An 18,889-nucleotide genomic window follows, 5' to 3' on the forward strand; every position below is an offset into this window, starting at 1 on the left:
ATAATTGATAATTGATAATTGATAACTCATTTTCACAATTACATTGTACCTTTGTTTTATGGAAATTTTGGATATTCTCATTATAGGAGCCGGCCCTATCGGTTTAAACTGTGCCCTTGAAGCCCGGAAAAACAATCTGAAGTACATGATTATCGAAAAAGGAACTATTGTGAATTCCTTATACAATTACCCTTTATATATGCGATTTTTTTCCACTGCTGAGAAACTGGAAATTGACGGAATTCCTTTTATTTCCACAGCTCCGAAACCGGGAAGGCAGGAAGCCCTTGAATACTATCAGGGAATTGCCAGACAAAAAGAAATGAATATCCGGCTGTATGAAAAAGTATTGAACGTTTCAAAAGATGACCGTCTTTTTGAAGTAGAAACGACCAAGGGAAAATACATCGCAAAGCATGTGGTTATCGCAACCGGTTTTTATGACATTCCCAATCTTATGAATATTCCAGGTGAAAACCTTCCTAAAGTCAAGCATTACTATACTGAGCCTTATCCTTATGCCAGGCAAAAAGTGGTGGTGGTTGGATCAAGTAATTCTGCTGTGGATGCAGCGCTTGAAACGTACAGAAAAGGAGCCGACGTTACGATGATCGTCCGTCATTCCGAAATTTCAAAAAGCGTGAAATACTGGGTTAAACCGGACATTGAAAACAGGATTGCAGAAGGAAGTATTGCAGCTCATTTTAACGCTGAAATTATTGAGATTAAAGAGAATTCTGTTATTTTTAAAAATGAAACCAACCAAACTTTCGAAATTGAAAACGACTTTGTTCTTGCGATGACCGGTTATCTTCCGGATTTTGATTTTCTGAAAAATTCCGGGATTGAATTGAATGGTGATTGTCTCAATCCTTTTTACAACATGGAAACAATGGAAACCAATATTCCTAATTTATATCTGGCTGGAGTCGTGTGTGGCGGAAAAGATACGCATCTGTGGTTCATTGAAAATTCGAGAATTCATGCTGAGATGATTATCAACAATATACTTTCCAACCCATTTCCGGAAAATATTACAAAATAATTTTTATCATCAATTATAAAAGCCGATCGAGCAGCCCTTTTTAGAGCTGCTTATTTTTTTGTTATACTATAATTTTCCAAAACATTTTTTACAATAAAAATCATAAATATTAATTTTTTAAATACTAAATACAAATTCATATTTAATATATAAAATACTGAAAAACAACAATTTAACATAAAATAAAATATTCTAAACATATAAGATAAAATTATAAATTTAGCAAAGTTATTATCATTTTAATAACGTAAAAAAAGCAAAAAAAAATAAAAAAACATGAAAAAAAAAATCTACTTATTTCTGGCAATTGCCACCATAGGAAGCCAGAGTCTGTGTGCGCAGAATTTCTGGAAAAAAACCAAAATCAACGAAAGAAATTTAATCGAGTCCAAGAGGTACATTGGAGCTGATTATTCTAACACTTACACATTGGATATCAATCAATTGAAATCAGTATTACAAATGGCTCCTGTATCTAAAACAGGGATGGCTACAAAATCTACTGTAATGATAGATATTCCCGGCCTGGACGGAAAATTTGAAAAATATGCCGTTTATGAGACCTCCAACATGGCTCCAGAACTGGCTGCAAAGTTTCCGGAAATTAAATCTTACAGAGGGCTATCTGTAAAAAATCCAGGCAAAAGAGTCAGCTTTGGACTGTCACAGAAAGGAATAAACATAATTATATTTAATCCTAGCCAGAAACCAACAGTTATTGAACCTGCCACCAAAGATGCTTCCGTCTATCTTGTAAGCCCTGCTGCTCCGGAAGTACTTTCCAAAATTAGTAATTTTGAATGCCATATTGACGAAAAAAAATCTGGTAATACAGCCAAGGTATTCCCTAGTGATAATACCAATGACAAGAAATTCAGAACCTATAAACTTGCTGCAACCACTGATGGGGAATTTAGTGAATACCATGGTGGCACTCTTGCTAATTCAGTGGCAGCTATTAATAATCTGATGAGCTATATCAATCCTGTCTATGAAAGAGATCTTTCCATTCATATGAATCTGGTAGCTAATAATGATCAGATTATTTTCTTGGATAAAAATACAGATCCGTATTCAACATTTAACACCAGCAACCTTTCAGCATCCCAAACAACATTAGATAAAGAAATTAAAACCACTCTCAATAATACCATTGGCAGTGGCAATTATGACCTGGGAATGCTATTTTCCAATCAAAATACAGGAGGTGGCAAAGCTTCAGACATTGGTGGGGTATGTAACGGAGGTGCAGCTTATGCAGGTGCAGTCGGGCTTACCTCTACCCCAAGCGGATTTATATTTGCAATGATTGTTGCTCATGAAATGGGGCATCTGTTTGGAGCAAATCATACATTTTCCAAACCGGAAAATATGAATATAACCTTAATGTATTTAGGAATATTTCCTCTCGAAACCATTACACAACCAGAAACAGGTGCCAACAGAGAACCGGGAAGTGGAACTACTATTATGGGGTATCCAGGTGTAACAGGAACTTACGATGTAGTGGATAAACACAGTGATCAATTTTTGCACTATAGTATTAGCCAAATCAATAGTTATATCAAAACCACCAGTTGTGCAACCGTAGTAGATATGTCTAACAATCCACCGGTTGTAAATGCCGGACCAGATTATACTATTCCTAAAGGAACTGCTTTTAAACTAACAGCGACAGCGACAGATCCGGATAATAACAGCTTAACATATTCCTGGGAAGAAGCTGATCTCTCTGCACCTAATACACCTTTTAACATTAATGTTACTATTCCTGTAAATCAAGATGATGTGAGGAATCAGTTGCTTCAAAATATGAAGAACTATTCATTTCCCGATCGTATGTCTGCTGTAACTCCAAATTTCAGAGTATATTCCCCAACTACAAACCCCATACGGTATTTTCCTCCACTTAATGAAGTTCTTGATGGAAGTTTGTACAATACGTGGAATATGGCTTCAAATGTTGCCCGCAATATGAAATTCATAAGTTTAGTGAGAGATAATGCTACAGAAGGAGGCCAAACAGCAAGTGATGAAGCAGTAGTCAGCATCAATGAAAGTACAGGACCTTTTAAAATTACCTCAGTTTCATTAAATCAAAATTACCCGTCAGGATCTTCTCACCTTCTAAAATGGGATATAGCCGGAACCAATACAGCTCCTATCGATACACAATCTGTGAATATCTTAATATCAATAGATGGAGGAACTACATTTAATCAGCTTGTCTCCAATACACCCAACGATGGGGAAGAAACAATTACAATTCCATCTACACCTTCACAAAAAGCTTATATTATAGTGGAATCTGTAGGAAATATTTATTATGCAGCAAGTCCGGCTTTTGCTATTGGTTATAATGTAACCATGAACTGTACCCAATATCCTGTCAGCGGAACATTTGCCATCGCTCCTAGTGCTCCTGCTATCATGAATATTAATATCCCAGTCACAACGACCATTGAAGATATTAATATTGCAATGGATATTTCTTATACCGATCTAAAAAATCTTGCTTTAACACTCAAATCCCCAAGCGACGCTCAAAATCAGTTATTCTGGTACTCGAATTGCCCTGGAAAAAACACTCTTAAGGCAAGATTTGATCAGGAAGGAGAGTCTTCAGCAATAAATTGTAATAATCTTAATACCAATCCTCCCGTTAGAATAGAACCTATCAGACTTGATTTAAGTAAATACTATGGTCAAAACCCGAGTGGAAACTGGATCATTAGAGCGATTGACCCCGTAACTAATTCTACAGCTTCAGGAAAAGTAAATTCTGCCGCCATTGAGCTCTGCACCAGACAAGCCGTTTCTACTCTGAATGTAAAAGAGATCGCTTTAGGAAAAGATGAATTCCAGATCTATCCTAATCCTTCTAATGGAAGATTCAATGTATTGATGAAGAAAAACACCTCTATAGAAGTTCAGATTTTTGATATTGCAGGAAGATTGGTACATAGTCAAAAGGATATCACTAATGACACCAAAATAGACCTTACCGGTTTTGCCAAAGGAAACTATATCATGGTATTCAATACAGGTACAAAAAAAATAGCTAAAAAGGTTATTATTAAATAAATTCAGATTTTAGAATTATTAAAGAACCCGGTTGAAAAAATTTCAGCCGGGTTTTATTATATTTTATAATTCTGTAAATCAAATCAACTCATTATCCACTTTTATTTTTATCCTTAAGCATCCATGGAATAATAAAATAAAGACCAAATGCTATACCTATTGCCAATACTCCTGTTCCTATCCACAAAAAATTAAAACCTAACTTATCGGCAATCATTGTTCCTATATAGGGAGTAATAATAAAGGCTATAGAAATTGACATTCCGTTCAGTCCCATGTAGGCTCCCTTATTATTTTTTCCTGAGCGTAATGCTGTAATTGTTGACATAAAAGGCAATGTCCATATTTCGCCGATACAAAGGAGTGTCATAGAAACCAGTAATGCAACCATAGTATAATCAAAAGCCAGCATAGCATAGGACAGACCACATAATAAAGTTCCTAAAAACATGGTAAATGCTAAGGTAAAATATTTCTCCGCAAGCTGAACAAATCCCATTTCCAGCAGCACAATCAAAAATCCGCTATATCCCAGAATAAACCCAATATTTTGCTGGCTTATATGTGCTGTGTCTTTATAAAAGATAGTCAACGTACTGAATAGCTGAAAGAAACAAATAGCAAACAACATACAAAACAAACTATACACCAGGAATTTGCGGTCACGATATGGAGAGCTTTCTTTTTTTATAATGATAGTTTCTTTAACCTTTTTTGCATTTTGTCTTGCTACTTTTGTTCGTTTTTGGAAAAACCAGATGTACATCAATCCGGCCAGAAAAGCGGCTAAAGCATTACTGAAAAATAAAAATTCATACGATATAGCTGACAAAATCCCTCCTAATGCAGGCCCAATAGAGAAACCTAAATTAACGGCCATCCTGTTTAATGAAAAGGCTCTGGTAATATTTTCAGGTCTTGCATATTTTGTAATCGCAACCGAATTGGCCGGACGAAACGTTTCGCTTATGATACTCTGAGCCAAAATAATAGCTGCCAATCCGACTTCAGTTTTAAATAAGGGAATTAAACAGAATAAAGGAACACTCAACAGTAAACTTAAGCTTTGCACTCTATATTCACCGATTTTATCCGTGATCATTCCACCCAACCATGAACCGATTACAGATCCAATACCGAAGAAACTCAATACAATTCCTGAATTTTCAATACTGAAATGTAAATGATCCGTCATATAAACTCCCAAAAAAGGAAGCACCATAGAACCGGCCCTGTTGATGAGCATTACCAACGCCAGCATCCAACTCTCCTGCGAGAGTCCTTTAAAAGAACTCGTGTATAAGTTAATTAATCTCACAATACTATTTGGGGGGAAAAATTTGAAAGTACAAATTTAGGCAAAAATAGCCTGAACCGCCTTTATTTAAAGTATTTTTTATAAATAACCATAATAAAAACAGACTATCAATGGTTTTCAAAAACTGGAAGTCTTTTTTGGTGTGTAAAGCTTTAAAAGCCTTTATAATTTTCGTAAATTGCAGTGACAGTAAGGTTTTACAATCTATAAAAGCTTAAAAATACAATAAGAATTTAATCAATACAAGAATGGTAACCTATGAAAACTTACATGATACTTTATCTTTTTACAGTATTGACTGCCGTAAGTCTTATTATGTCTCGTCAGGAAATCCTATTTTTAAATTTCCCGGGGAACCTTTCAGAATGGATTACTATGCCTTATGTATCTGTACCGCAGGAGAAATAAGCATTGAAATTGATAATCAGAATTATAAAGTAGATGCACATAGTTTTCTTGTAGCGGCACCCTCAACCATTGTAAAATTTCTGGAAACCAGTGAAGATTTTATGATGAAGCTACTGTTCTTCGATAAGAACTTTCTTATTAAAAATATTTCTAATCCTTTCATCATTGAAAAAATGAACCTTTTCCCTGAAGGCTCTTACAGCATTGTAAAGACTACTGCAAAAAACTCTTCACAACTTCAAAATCTGTTGGATTACCTTAAAAAGAAATCCAGAAAACAGGGAAAATTTACAGAAGAAATTATCCGCACCATCATCTTCAATCTATTGCTGGAAACCGCAGAGATTATTGAAAAGGAAAATCTCACTGGAAATGAAAAGGAGGAAGGAAAAAAAGATCTTTACCTGAAATTCACTAAGCTCATCCGAGAAAACATCAGAAAGCAGAGAGCCGTCCAGTTTTATGCTGATCAACTTTGTATTTCCAACAAATATCTGATAGAAATCATTAAAAAAACAAGCGGAAAAACACCTCATGAAGTGATTGACGAAACCTTACTAAAGGAAGCTTACGTCATGCTTGGAAATCCTGAGGTCACCATATTGGAGATTGCTTTTGAACTTCAGTTTAATTCCGCCTCTGCTTTTGGACGTTTTTTCAAAAAACATACTTCCATCTCCCCTTCTGAGTACAGAATTAAAGAAAATATCCAGTCGTAAGAATTTGGGGACAGCAATTCCGACATTGGGGATATGCAGTGCTTTGTGAATAGGGGTACCTTTATAATGTTAATTAAAAACATTACAAAATGAGTATGATCAATTCAAAATTCGACACAATTTTAAATACTTCTGACCAATTCGGAAAAGTGAACCATGAACCGGATTCGAGTAAAGAAGTTCAAATTAACACTCCTGAAAAGACAATGCCTTTCTCGGACCAGATCGGAAACTATCAGCGTAATAAAGGTATTCCTTTACAATCATATGAAAACAGTAAAATTTACATTGTAGGAAGCGGAATTGCAGGAATGTCTGCAGCATATTACTTCATTCGTGACGGGCGTGTTCCGGGCAAAAATATCATTTTCCTTGATCAGCTGAATATTGAAGGAGGATCCCTCGATGGTGCCGGTAATGCAAAAGACGGCTATATCATTCGTGGTGGAAGGGAAATGGATATGACCTACGAAAATCTTTGGGATATTTTCCAGGATATCCCTGCACTGGAACTACCTGCCCCTTATAGTGTCTTGGATGAATACCGTCTTATTAATGACAATGATCCCAATTATTCAAAAGCAAGATTGATCCATAACCAGGGGCAGATTCAGGATTTCAGTAAATTCGGATTGGAGAAAAAAGACCAATTGGCCATTGTCAAACTTTTATTAAAGAAAAAAGAAGAGCTTGATGATCTAAGTATTGAAGACTATTTCTCAGAATCGTTCCTCAACAGTAATTTCTGGTTTTTCTGGCGTTCCATGTTTGCCTTTGAAAACTGGCACAGTTTATTGGAACTGAAACTGTATATGCACAGATTCCTGCACGCAATCGATGGGATGAAAGACTTCTCATGTCTTGTATTTCCAAAATACAATCAATATGACACATTTGTCACTCCGTTAAAAGATTTTCTTGTTGAAAAAGGAGTACAGATCCAGTTTAACACCCTGGTGAAAGATTTGGATATTCATATCAATACTGAAGGAAAAACCGTAGAAGGAATTATTACTGAACAAAATGGTGAAGAGGTAAAAATACCGGTAGGAAAAGACGATTATGTAATTGTAACTACCGGTTCTATGACAGAAAGTACGTTTTATGGAGATAACAATACCGTTCCTGAAGTGACAATAGATAATACCAGCATGGGCCAAAGCCCGGGATGGAAACTCTGGAAAAATCTTGCTGCAAAATCTGAAGTATTCGGGAAACCTGAAAAATTCTGTAGTCATATCGAAAAATCTTCATGGGAATCTGCAACATTAACCTGTCGTCCGTCTGCATTCACAGAAAAATTAAAAGAGCTATGTGTGAATGATCCTTATTCCGGGAAAACAGCTACCGGAGGTATCATTACAATCACGGACTCTAATTGGGTGATGAGCTTTACCTGCAACAGACAGCCTCACTTCCCGACTCAACCGGATGATATTCTTGTGGTTTGGGTATATGCTCTATTGATGGATAAAGAAGGTAATTATATCAAAAAAACAATGCCGCAATGTACCGGGAACGAGATTCTTGCAGAGCTTTGTCACCACCTTGGAATGACGGATCAACTGGATAATGTTATAGAGAATACAATCGTTCGTACAGCATTTATGCCTTATATCACCTCCATGTTTATGCCAAGAGCCTATGGAGACCGTCCGAGAGTTGTTCCTGAAGGTTGTACGAATCTAGGTCTTGTAGGGCAGTTCGTGGAAACAAATAATGATGTAGTCTTCACCATGGAAAGTTCTGTAAGAACAGCAAGAATTGCAGTATACAATCTTCTTAACCTCAACAAGCAGGTTCCGGATATTAATCCGTTACAATATGACATCCGCCATTTACTGAAAGCAACCCAGGCTCTGAATGATTATAAGCCGTTTCTGGGAGAAGGAATTTTAAGAAAAATATTAAAAGACACTTACTTTGAACATATCCTGGTTAACCGTCCTGAAGAAAAAGAAGAACATGAATCTTTCTTCATGGAACAGGTAGGTAAATTTCAGGATTGGATAAAAGGAGTAAAGGGTTAATATTCTTTTTATGTTGAGAAAAGGTTTTTAAAACAAAAACTGGATGAGCTTAATTTGAGATTGCTTCACCTTCGGTTCGCAATAACGTTACCAATCAATAAAAAAGCAGGACTTATTTCTAAGTCCTGCTTTTTTATATTTATATTCCGAAAATTATTCCGGTTTATAACCATCTTTTAAAGTTACCGTACGGTTGAATACCAGATTAGAATCCGTAGAATCCTGATCTTTTGTAAAGTATCCGATTCTTTGGAACTGAAGTGGCTCCCCTACTGCTACATCTTTTAAACCTGGTTCAGCAAAACCTTGAATCATCGTTACAGATTCAGGATTGATGAAGTTTAAGAAATCAACATCTTTTTCAGCATCCGGTTGCTCTACAGTAAATAGCTTATCGTAAACTCTTATTTCTACAGGGATCGCATGTTTTGCAGATACCCAGTGTAAAGTTCCTTTTACTTTTCTTAAACTTTCTTCTGTTCCGCTTCCAGATTTACTTTTTTCATCATAAGTAGCATAGATGGTGGTGATCTCACCATTTTCATCCTTCTCTACTCTTTCAGCTTTAATGATATAAGCAGATTTCAAACGAACTTCTCCACCTAATTTCAGTCTGAAGAATTTATTGTTGGCTTCTTCTTTGAAGTCTTCACGTTCTATGTATAATTCTCTGGAGAATGGTACTTCTCTTGTTCCTGCATTTTCCTGTTCAGGATTATTTTCAGTGTCCAACCATTCTTCTTTATCTTCAGGATAGTTTTCAATCACTAATTTTACAGGATCTACAACTGCCATTACACGTTTTGCCACTTTATTAAGGTCTTCACGTACGCAGAAATCAAGCAACTGAATTTCAATAAGGTTTTCTCTTTTGGCAACACCTACTTTTTCAATAAAGTTTCTGATGGAAGCCGGAGTAAATCCTTTTCTTCTCATTCCTGAAATGGTAGGCATCCTCGGATCATCCCATCCTGTTACCGCCCCTTCGGCTACAAGTCTTTGTAACTTTCTTTTGGAAGTAATCATATAGGAAACATTCATCCTTGCAAATTCTCTTTGCTTGGGAGCTACTTTAGATTCATCATATACCTGCTCAAGATACCAGTTATATAAAGGTCTGTGGTTTTCAAACTCTAATGAACATAGTGAGTGAGAAACTTGTTCCAGGTAATCAGATTCACCGTGTGCCCAGTCGTACATCGGATAAATTTTCCATGCAGTACCTGTTCTGTGGTGAGGTCTTTTCAGAATTCTGTACATCACAGGGTCACGCATATTCATATTGGGAGAAATCATGTCGATTTTAGCACGAAGAGACATTGTTCCCTCCTCGAACTCTCCGTTTTTCATTCTTTCGAACAAACCCACAGATTCTTCAACCGGACGGTTTCTATATGGTGATTCTACGCCTGGTTCTGCAGGATTTTTTCTCTGCTCGGTAATAACTTCAGATGGTTGCTCATCTACGTAAGCTTTTCCTTCTTTAATTAATTGTACTGCCCATTCATAAAGCTGCTGGAAGTAATCTGATGCATACAATTCTTTATCCCATTTGAATCCTAGCCATTCAACGTCTTTTTTAATAGAATCTACGAATTCCTGCTCTTCTTTTTCAGGGTTCGTATCGTCAAAACGAAGGTTTACGGGAGCGTTGTATTTTTCGCCCAGCCCAAAGTTAATGCAGATGGCTTTAGTATGCCCTACATGCAGATAACCATTAGGTTCAGGGGGAAAACGGAAACGGATCTGATCTTTATTCAAACCGTTTGCCAGATCATCTTCAATAATTTGCTCAATAAAATTGAGTGATTTTTTTTCTTCTTCCATTAAATTAGCTTTTATTTATAGCAAAAAAAGTTGCACAAAGTTACGGAAAAATAAGCGTTTGTGAAAGTGATAATTTAAAAGCATAAGTGATGCTAATTCAGTATTTTTTATTAATTTAGGAAAAGCTAAAACCATTTATCAAGTATCATCATGGCCGTTTATATTCTAAGCAACCGAAAAATCGTTCGTCATAAGGGCGAAAAAGTAGATTCTTTTTCCAATGATGAATATTCAATCCCCAATTTCAGGATTGCCAAATGCAATTTTGACGACTATAAAGAACCCACTGCACAGGCTCGAAAGAAAAAAGATTACACTAATAGGAACATTTTAGATTACAAATTATTCTCTGAACCTGAAAAACAAGGCTATGGAGAAGTGCTGGATGTACTTCTTAGTGAAAAAGGCATAAAAAAATCTCCTCTGACCGCTGATAATCTGGGTGGAACGCAGAGAATGTTCTATGAATTGTATAAGAATATGTCTGCTACAAAAGACAGGAGTGACGTTTTGATCTTTATTCACGGGTATGCATATACTTTTGATGATGAGCTTAAGGCAATGATTGACCTTAAAAAGTTATTTATTGATAATCCTGCTTCTCCCGTAGAACATATTTTATTTGTAAGCTGGCCGGCTTCGAGTAGTCTTGTTCCAATGACTTACTTTGATGATAAGGCGTCAAGCATTAATTCAGGGACATCATTATTGAGACTGTTTTACTTCTATACTCAGTTTTTAAAGGATATTTTTTCCAACCGTGATCTGGCTCCGTGCAATCAAAGAATTCACATTATGGCGCATTCTCTGGGAAACAGAGTACTCCAGAGTATGTTGTATAGTCTCAAAAGAGAAAATATACTGAGAGTTATCGATCAGGTGATTCTTCTGAATGCAGACGTGAGTTATAAAGTGTTTGAGGATGCTGAGGATTCTTTTAATAAGCTTCCTCTCCTTGCCAATCGTATTTCTATTTATCTAAACAGACAGGATCTGATTCTGGGCGTATCACAGTTTACCAAAAATATCCTTACTCCGAGACTTGGTAAAAACGGGCCAAGCGATATCACCCCGTATAAAGACATCGTTTCTATCATAGACTGCACTTTTGTAAAAGATGATGTGTTGAAAAGTCTTAAATATGAAATAGGAAATCATTGGGGATACCTTTCCAGCTCACAGGTTCAGAATGATATTTTTCAAAATTTATATGGAATCGATCGGAATCTTATCACGAATAGAATAAAAGATAACGAAAATATTTTCACAATTATTTCTTAATGATTAATTAAAAAAATGCTATAAAATTAACTCAATGTTAAAGTTACGACAAAAAAAGAGGATGGCATAGAGATTGCCAATTCATACGATAGGGAATTACAATTTTTTATCATGAAACAAATAAAAAAACAGTTTTATTTTATATTAGATTATATAAAGAAAACAATTTTCGTAAAAGATGTGATTTAACAGAAAAAATAACCCTTAAAAAAACGCGAGTTTATCCGATCCCAAAATTACTTTACCCATTAAAAAACAGATTTATTATTTTAAAATTCCTACAGATCTATTGCAGGGATTTATTTTCATGGGTTGGCAAAATGAATAATTTAAATCATTTTATCAAAACTAAACCCTTCTCATTCGCAATATTCTTTTAAGTGATTTATAATTTCAATATTATTATTTAAAACATTGATTATCATCAAATCCACAACCCTAACGATTTACAAAAAAATATACAATCTTCAACAATAAACTCATCATTATTAAGTTATACAAATAGATTCTTAAAAAAATGTATATCTATATTATGGTCTACAATATTCAAATTATAGAGAATATTTAACCAAGAAACAGAAGATTTTTTTATTCAAAAATAAACTTTAGTATGTAAATTATGTACTAACGAAACATTTAATTAAAGAATACACAACAAATACGCAATATAAAACAAAGCAAAAGTTTGTTTATTAAGTTTATTTTTGGCAGTGAAAAATCTAAGATGATCATCTTATATTTTTTTTTAAAAATTAAAATAAAAATGTTTAATCCTGGGCACAATACTAAGAAAAAACATACAGGTAGGGATTAAAGCAACAATGATCCGGTAAAATGTAAAGCAAATATTATGAATAAAACTGTGATTAGTAATTATATTCAGCCGGGTTTATTATTACTGTATGTCCCCCTTCTTTTGCTAACCTTAATTTTGTTTTATCTATACAAACTGGATGCTTTGAGTTTTGTTGCCTATATAGGTATTCAGGAAAAATGGTTCTTTTTTCTGAATTCTAAACTATCTCAATATCCTAATCTACAATACAACCTTACCCAATTGGGCGATGCTCTTGTCCTTTTGCCTTTTTTTTCTATTTTCGTTGTATATGTTCCAAAAATATGGCGATCTTTATTGTCAGCCTCACTTGTTTCTGCTGTATTTTGTAATCTTTTAAAAAAACTATTTGCAGTACCGCGACCGGCTGCGGTATTTGACAATGAAAGCTTTGTTATCATAGGAAAAACACTGTCGGGACATACCAGTTTACCATCCGGGCATGCTATTACTGTTTTTACAACATTTACTATTCTGATGTTTACTTTCATGCCCCAAAAGCAGAAATATAGAATCATTTGGTGTACCGCTATCATGATCATAGGACTAATTATTGCATTTACAAGAGTTGCAGTAGGAGCCCATTATCCGCTTGATGTGATTATTGGTAGTATTATTGGGTATATTTCAGGACTTTTAGGTATTTTTATCAATCAGAAATATAAAATATGGGGCTGGGTTGGCAATAAAAAATATTATCCTGTTTTTATATTGGCATTTAGTATTTGTATCATTATTTTGATCAACAAAATCATTAACGAAAACCTGATCATATTCTATCTTTCACTAATTAGTTTAATAATATCATTGTATATAATCACTTACGTTTATGTTAAAAAATAGTTTGAAATTATCAAGTTTCGCTCTGTTAATGAGCTTTCTTAATTTCATATTCTTTCATATCCCATTTTTTTCCTTTGTCTTTAGTAAGGTTGATTATAAAAGTTTAAACGGCGTCGCCATTATTATAAGTTTAATAATCCTGATGCTTGTTGCCAATGCCTTCGTTTTCTATCTTATTTTTTTTCTTTCGCGTGTTGTCGGCAAATTTTTACTGGTACTTACTTTTATTATAAGTTCAATTGCAGTTTATTTTATCAATACCTACAGCGTCATCATAGACGAAAGTATGATCGGTAATATACTCAATACCAATTACGAAGAATCCAGTAATTTCTTTTCTATAAAATTGATATTCTATGTTCTTTTCCTGGGGATACTTCCGGGTATTTATATTATTAAAGTTAAAATCAGTACTGATCCTCTTAAAAAGTTTTTAATTACCTCCTCACTTACTTTACTATTCATGCTGATCGTGGTATTTGCTAACGCGAGCAATTGGTTATGGATTGATAAAAATTCAAAAACGTTGGGTGGACTGGCCATGCCTTGGTCTTATTCCGTAAATACTTCGCTTTTTTATATTCATGAATACAAAAAAAATGAAAAGGAAATTTTATTACCAAATGCCACTATACAAAATAATGAGAAATCAGTTGTAGTACTGGTAATAGGAGAATCAGCAAGAAGTCAGAATTTCTCTTTATATGGATATGGGAAGAATACCAATCCTCTCCTTTCCAAGGAACAAAATATACATAGTTTTAAAGCAACTTCATGTGCTACCTATACCACAGCAGGTGTAAAATGTATTTTAGAACATACCAATACTGATGATTTATATGAAATTCTGCCCAACTATCTATATCGGAATAATGTAGAGGTAATCTGGAGAACCACCAATTGGGGAGAACCTCCGGTACATATAAAGAATTACCAGAATAAAGAAAGTTTAATGTCGGGCTGCAAAGGCAAAGACTGCAATTATGATGAAGTTCTTTTAAGCGGATTAAAAGAGCAGATACAGGCCAGTACAAAAAATAAGATACTCATAGTTTTGCACACCAGTACGAGTCATGGCCCCACCTACAGTAAAAAATATCCGTCCCGGTTTGAAACTTTCAAACCCGTTTGCAACAGTGTAGAATTGGGAAATTGTTCTCAACAGGAGCTCATCAATGCCTATGACAATACGATTGTGTATACCGATTATCTTCTATATCGGGTGATTGAGGATTTAAAACAATTAAAAGACTATAAAAGTACCATGCTTTTTGTTTCGGACCACGGAGAGTCTTTAGGTGAAAAAAATCTTTATATGCACGGAATGCCTTTAAGTATTGCTCCTAAAGAGCAGTATGAAATTCCTTTTATAGTATGGGTATCTGACAGTTCACAACAACTCAAGCCTAACACTACGCTATCCCAAAATCACGTATTTCACAGTGCTTTACACTTTTTAGGAATAAAAAGCCCGGTGTACAAGGAAGATATGAATATTTTTAAATAGTTTTCATCGTTTCTCCAAACCTTTTTTGCCTCCAAATTAAAAGTTGGATGGCGACCATTTATAAATAAAATTTCCGGCCCTCATTGGGTACCGGAAATTTTATTTATATACTGGAATTATCTCAGAATTATTTTCATAAAAATTACACATTTACATATTATTCATTAATAAAAATTTTGTGTAACTGATTTTTTTTATTGATATTTACTTACTAATCAACAAAATATCAACTATGAAAAATCTAAAAAAGTTAACCTCAAGAGAATTAAAAACAATTAAAGGAGGCATTATTCCTATTGGCTGCAACAATTGGGATCCAAGAAAAAGATGTTGCAGAGAATGGGATACTGACCATTGGGAAAATCCTGTTTGCCCAAGTGTATAACCTTAATTTTAATTACATTTTGAACCATAGCAGCTCATTTCGAAGATCTAAGCTGGATTCAAAATTATTGACAAATAATGCTCCGGTGCCCAATCCTTGAGGCATCGGATTTTTTTTGGTAAATGTATATTGAGCAATTGCATTCAAACCGATATTACTTTCCAGAGCAGAAGTAATCCACCAATCAATATGATGATTTTCAGCAAGGGAAATCCATTCATCAGAGCCTGAAAAACCACCTACTAAAGCTGGTTTCAGAATAATATACTGTGGGTTTATCTTTTCCAGCAATTTTTTCTTTTCCTCAGAATCAACAATACCGATCAGTTCTTCATCCAGGGCAATAGGTGTAGGTGTAGTTGCACATAATTCCGCCATATCTTCCCAGCTTCCGGCTTTTATAGGCTGTTCGATAGAATGAATATGTAAATCTGCCAGTTGTTTCAAAACAAGTACGGCTTCTTCTTTACTGAACCCGCCATTGGCATCAACACGCAACTCCAACTGATCTTTAGAAAATTTTTCTCTTAATTTCTGAAGAATAATATGTTCTTCCTGCCAGTTAATTCCGATTTTCAATTTAATACAATGAAACCCCTTTTCCAGCTTATCCTGAATTTGTTCTTCCATGTATCCTATATCTCCCATCCAGATCAATCCATTGATGGTAATGGCAGCTTTTCCTTCGGTAAATTCACTCGGAAAATATAAGCTTTCGCCATGCTTGAGATTTAAAATCGCCTGTTCGTAACCAAACCATATGGATGGAAAGTTTTTTAATTCATCTTTTACATAAGAAGAATCTTTCTCAATATTGTCACAAAGCCATTTCAGTTTTTCCTCATAATCCGATCTGTCATCAAAACTTAACCCTCTGAAAACAGCACATTCTCCTACTCCTTTTTTTCCGTTTTCTGAAATCTCCAGGATAAAGGTTTCTTTTTCAAGCAAAACGCCGCGAGATGTTCCACTCGGGCGTTTAAATTCTAATAAGTATCTATAATAGGATGCTTTCATCTATTTTACACTGTCAATACGCATAAATTCCTCAGCTTTTTCTACCATGTCAATACTTCCGCAGAAAAATGGAATTCTCTGGTGAAGTTCGGTAGGTTCAATCTCCAAAATTCTTCTGAATCCATCCGTTGCTTTTCCACCCGCCTGTTCAGCAAGGAATGCCATCGGATTACATTCGTATAATAATCTTAGCTTACCATTCGGAGCCTGAGAATAAGAAGGATAAATATAAATTCCTCCTTTCAGCATATTTCTATGGAAGTCCGCCACCAAAGAACCGATATATCTTGAAGTATAAGGACGGTCGCCTTCTTCCATCTGGCAATATTTAAGATAATTTTTTACTCCCTGAGGAAATTTGATATAGTTTCCTTCGTTGATCGAATAGATTTTACCCGTTCTTGGGAAAGTCATATTAGGGTGAGAAAGGTAATATGTTCCTAAAGATGGATCCAAAGTAAATCCGTTTACCCCGTTTCCGGTAGTATAAACGATCATTGTAGAAGAACCGTAAATAACGTATCCTGCTGCAATCTGGTTAACCCCTTTCTGTAAAAAGTCTTCCAACTGAACAGGAGTTCCCGGTTCAGAAACCCTTCTGTAAATAGAGAAAATGGTTCCTACAGAAACATTGACGTCAATATTAGAAGATCCGTCCAAAGGATCGATCAGTACAACATATTTACTTAAATGCCCATTTTCACCACATTTAATATCAATAAAATCATCATTTTCCTCAGAAGCAATACCACAAACAACCTCTCTCTGAGACAAAGCCGTAATAAAAATTTCATTAGCGATCACATCAAGCTTCTGCTGCTCTTCACCCTGAACATTTTGGTTGCCGGCAGCTCCTGTAATATCTACAATTCCGGCTTTATTTACTTCTCTGTTTACCACTTTCGAAGCCAATCTTATTGCACTCAGAAGACGAGAGAATTCACCTGTAGAATACTGAAAATCGTCCTGTTTATCAATAAGAAATTCTCCTAAAGTCTGTAATGGTTGATTTGACATATTTTTCTTTTTACGTTTTCCCCAAATTTCGGAAAATTTATCGCATTAAGAAAATTTAATTACAAAAGACTCTACCTGCTGTATTTCAATAGAATACAAGTATAATTCAACATAATATTAAATAGTTTCCAAGAATCAGGTGCCCGAAATTGTTATCCCGGACTGAGGAAAAATTCAGATTATTCCGGAAATTCTTCATTTTAAGGAAATCTTAATTCTATCATTTGACAAGGCTATTTCATATCTCGTTGTAAATTTATAATTTTGACGTCCGTAAAAAACTCATGTAATTTTTTATCTAACAATTTTATTTTTAACAATTTAATGAAAATTTTCAAGTTTGGTGGAGCGTCTGTAAAGGACGCCGAAAGTGTGAAAAACGTGTCCATGGTACTACAAAGCCAGGGATTTGCCAAATGTTTGCTGGTTATTTCAGCAATGGGCAAGACGACAAATGAGTTGGAAAAAGTTGTAGAACTTTATTTCAAAAAGGATAACTATCAAACTGAGATTGAAAAGATAAAACGAAAACACATTGAGATTGCGGAAGGTCTGTTTCCTGAAAACCATGCTGTTTTTGCTGAAATCAATCTCTTTTTCGATGATCTCGATTCTTTTTTAAGAAGAAACAAATCTCCGAATTACAACTTTGTGTATGATCAGGTAGTAAGCTGTGGAGAAATGATTTCTACTAAAATCGTAAGTGAGTACCTGAATGAAATTCAGTTTACCAACCAATGGCTGGATGCCAGAGATTATATCAAAACTGACAATTCATACAGAGAAGGTTCAGTAGATTGGGCAAAAACTGAGGAGTTCATTTCCAATTTACATCCTGAGATCTGCTATGTGACTCAAGGTTTTATTGGATCAGACGACAATAATTTTACGGTAACATTGGGAAGAGAAGGTTCTGACTATTCTGCAGCTATTTTTGCCTATTGCCTAAACGCTGATGCCATGACCATCTGGAAAGATGTACCGGGAGTAATGACGGGAGATCCGAGAAAGTTTAATGATGTTTCTCTTCTTTCCAATATCTCTTATGAAGAAGCTATTGAAATGGCTTATTATGGTGCCAGTGTTATTCACCCGAAAACATTACAGCCATTACAGCAAAAAAACATTCCTTTTTATGTAAAATCTTTCGTAGATCCTACCAAAGAAGGAACCAAAGTAGGTGCTTCCGATAAAAACCAACAGGAAGAAACTTATATTTTAAAAGAAAACCAGGCTCTTTTAAAAATCTCAACAAGAGACTTCTCGTTTATTGCGGAAGATCATATGAGCTTGATTTTCGGATATTTATCCAAGTATAAAATCAAAGTTTCTCTGATGCAGAATTCTGCTATTTCACTGGCTTTATGCCTGGAGGATAAATTTAATCATATTGAAGAACTCAACGAAGAGCTTCAAAAAATTTTTAAAACCGAAGCGATTAAAAATGTATCTTTATTCACAGTAAGAAATGCGAAGATGGATCACATTGAGAGATTTTACCACGAAAAAAATGTATTATTGGAGCAAATTTCAAAAAATACACTTCAAATGGTAACACAATAATTTTAATTGC

13 protein-coding genes are annotated in these 18,889 nt (G+C 34.9%); 9 read left to right on the forward strand and 4 right to left on the reverse strand.

The features are described 5' to 3' along the window. The first annotated feature begins 58 nt into the window (after window positions 1-58). Window positions 59-1,045 (forward strand): YpdA family putative bacillithiol disulfide reductase, encoded by a 987-nt coding sequence (locus tag EG342_RS23690; RefSeq protein WP_103293121.1) that lies wholly within the window; start codon window positions 59-61, stop codon window positions 1,043-1,045. Window positions 1,046-1,321: 276 nt separating this feature from the next. Beyond that, window positions 1,322-4,129 carry a reprolysin-like metallopeptidase gene (locus tag EG342_RS23695; protein WP_103293122.1) on the forward strand — a complete coding sequence of 936 codons (2,808 nt, stop codon included), beginning with the start codon at window positions 1,322-1,324 and terminating at the stop codon, window positions 4,127-4,129. A gap of 91 nt (window positions 4,130-4,220) precedes the next feature. On the opposite strand, the gene EG342_RS23700 is transcribed toward EG342_RS23695, so the two are convergent. Beyond that, a complete protein-coding gene (locus tag EG342_RS23700; RefSeq protein WP_103293123.1) occupies window positions 4,221-5,390 on the reverse strand; it encodes an MFS transporter in 1,170 nt (389 codons plus the stop codon). Window positions 5,391-5,695: 305 nt separating this feature from the next. On the opposite strand from EG342_RS23700, the gene EG342_RS23705 reads away from it, so the two are divergent. Then, window positions 5,696-6,574 (forward strand): AraC family transcriptional regulator, encoded by an 879-nt coding sequence (locus EG342_RS23705; RefSeq protein WP_103293124.1) that lies wholly within the window; start codon window positions 5,696-5,698, stop codon window positions 6,572-6,574. Between the two features lie 89 nt (window positions 6,575-6,663). After that, window positions 6,664-8,604 carry an oleate hydratase gene (locus EG342_RS23710; RefSeq protein WP_103293125.1) on the forward strand — a complete coding sequence of 647 codons (1,941 nt, stop codon included), beginning with the start codon at window positions 6,664-6,666 and terminating at the stop codon, window positions 8,602-8,604. A 153-nt stretch (window positions 8,605-8,757) separates the two neighbouring features. On the opposite strand, the gene EG342_RS23715 is transcribed toward EG342_RS23710, so the two are convergent. Next, a complete protein-coding gene (locus tag EG342_RS23715) occupies window positions 8,758-10,431 on the reverse strand; it encodes a glutamine--tRNA ligase/YqeY domain fusion protein (protein WP_103293126.1) in 1,674 nt (557 codons plus the stop codon). 150 nt (window positions 10,432-10,581) lie between these two features. Between EG342_RS23715 and EG342_RS23720 the strand changes: the two genes are divergently transcribed. The 4 genes from EG342_RS23720 to EG342_RS25305 all read left to right on the forward strand — a co-directional run bounded on the left by EG342_RS23720 (window position 10,582) and on the right by EG342_RS25305 (window position 15,282). Next, window positions 10,582-11,712, forward strand: coding sequence for an alpha/beta hydrolase (locus EG342_RS23720; RefSeq protein WP_103293127.1), 1,131 nt, complete (start codon window positions 10,582-10,584; stop codon window positions 11,710-11,712). 850 nt (window positions 11,713-12,562) lie between these two features. Then, window positions 12,563-13,390: a phosphatase PAP2 family protein gene (locus EG342_RS23725; RefSeq protein ID WP_103293128.1), complete on the forward strand. Its 828-nt coding sequence runs from the start codon at window positions 12,563-12,565 to the stop codon at window positions 13,388-13,390. Beyond that, a complete protein-coding gene (gene eptA / locus EG342_RS23730) occupies window positions 13,377-14,897 on the forward strand; it encodes a phosphoethanolamine--lipid A transferase EptA (RefSeq protein WP_103293129.1) in 1,521 nt (506 codons plus the stop codon). Before EG342_RS23725 ends, eptA begins: the two co-directional genes overlap by 14 nt. 232 nt (window positions 14,898-15,129) lie before the next feature. Further along, complete coding sequence (locus EG342_RS25305) at window positions 15,130-15,282, forward strand: bacteriocin-like protein (RefSeq protein ID WP_164465226.1); 153 nt, start codon at window positions 15,130-15,132, stop codon at window positions 15,280-15,282. A gap of 12 nt (window positions 15,283-15,294) precedes the next feature. On the opposite strand, the gene menC is transcribed toward EG342_RS25305, so the two are convergent. Beyond that, on the reverse strand, window positions 15,295-16,299 hold the full coding sequence (menC, locus tag EG342_RS23735; RefSeq protein ID WP_103293130.1) for an o-succinylbenzoate synthase: 1,005 nt from the start codon (window positions 16,297-16,299) through the stop codon (window positions 15,295-15,297). Further along, a complete protein-coding gene (gene fbp / locus EG342_RS23740; protein ID WP_103293131.1) occupies window positions 16,300-17,316 on the reverse strand; it encodes a class 1 fructose-bisphosphatase in 1,017 nt (338 codons plus the stop codon). It lies immediately after the preceding gene. A 324-nt stretch (window positions 17,317-17,640) separates the two neighbouring features. Between fbp and EG342_RS23745 the strand changes: the two genes are divergently transcribed. Then, window positions 17,641-18,879 carry an aspartate kinase gene (locus EG342_RS23745; RefSeq protein ID WP_103293132.1) on the forward strand — a complete coding sequence of 413 codons (1,239 nt, stop codon included), beginning with the start codon at window positions 17,641-17,643 and terminating at the stop codon, window positions 18,877-18,879. Window positions 18,880-18,889: the final 10 nt, after the last annotated feature.

The sequence above is a fragment of the Chryseobacterium lactis genome (genome assembly GCF_003815875.1).
In the GTDB taxonomy this organism is placed as follows: domain Bacteria; phylum Bacteroidota; class Bacteroidia; order Flavobacteriales; family Weeksellaceae; genus Chryseobacterium; species Chryseobacterium lactis.

Coding starts and splice junctions, on each gene's coding strand:
- EG342_RS23690 (WP_103293121.1), top strand. CDS start 59: ATGGAAATTTTGGATATTCTCATTATAGGAGCCGGCCCTATCGGTTTA.
- EG342_RS23695 (WP_103293122.1), top strand. CDS start 1,322: ATGAAAAAAAAAATCTACTTATTTCTGGCAATTGCCACCATAGGAAGC.
- EG342_RS23700 (WP_103293123.1), bottom strand. CDS start 5,390: ATGCTGGCGTTGGTAATGCTCATCAACAGGGCCGGTTCTATGGTGCTT.
- EG342_RS23705 (WP_103293124.1), top strand. CDS start 5,696: ATGGTAACCTATGAAAACTTACATGATACTTTATCTTTTTACAGTATT.
- EG342_RS23710 (WP_103293125.1), top strand. CDS start 6,664: ATGAGTATGATCAATTCAAAATTCGACACAATTTTAAATACTTCTGAC.
- EG342_RS23715 (WP_103293126.1), bottom strand. CDS start 10,431: ATGGAAGAAGAAAAAAAATCACTCAATTTTATTGAGCAAATTATTGAA.
- EG342_RS23720 (WP_103293127.1), top strand. CDS start 10,582: ATGGCCGTTTATATTCTAAGCAACCGAAAAATCGTTCGTCATAAGGGC.
- EG342_RS23725 (WP_103293128.1), top strand. CDS start 12,563: ATGAATAAAACTGTGATTAGTAATTATATTCAGCCGGGTTTATTATTA.
- eptA (WP_103293129.1), top strand. CDS start 13,377: ATGTTAAAAAATAGTTTGAAATTATCAAGTTTCGCTCTGTTAATGAGC.
- EG342_RS25305 (WP_164465226.1), top strand. CDS start 15,130: ATGAAAAATCTAAAAAAGTTAACCTCAAGAGAATTAAAAACAATTAAA.
- menC (WP_103293130.1), bottom strand. CDS start 16,299: ATGAAAGCATCCTATTATAGATACTTATTAGAATTTAAACGCCCGAGT.
- fbp (WP_103293131.1), bottom strand. CDS start 17,316: ATGTCAAATCAACCATTACAGACTTTAGGAGAATTTCTTATTGATAAA.
- EG342_RS23745 (WP_103293132.1), top strand. CDS start 17,641: ATGAAAATTTTCAAGTTTGGTGGAGCGTCTGTAAAGGACGCCGAAAGT.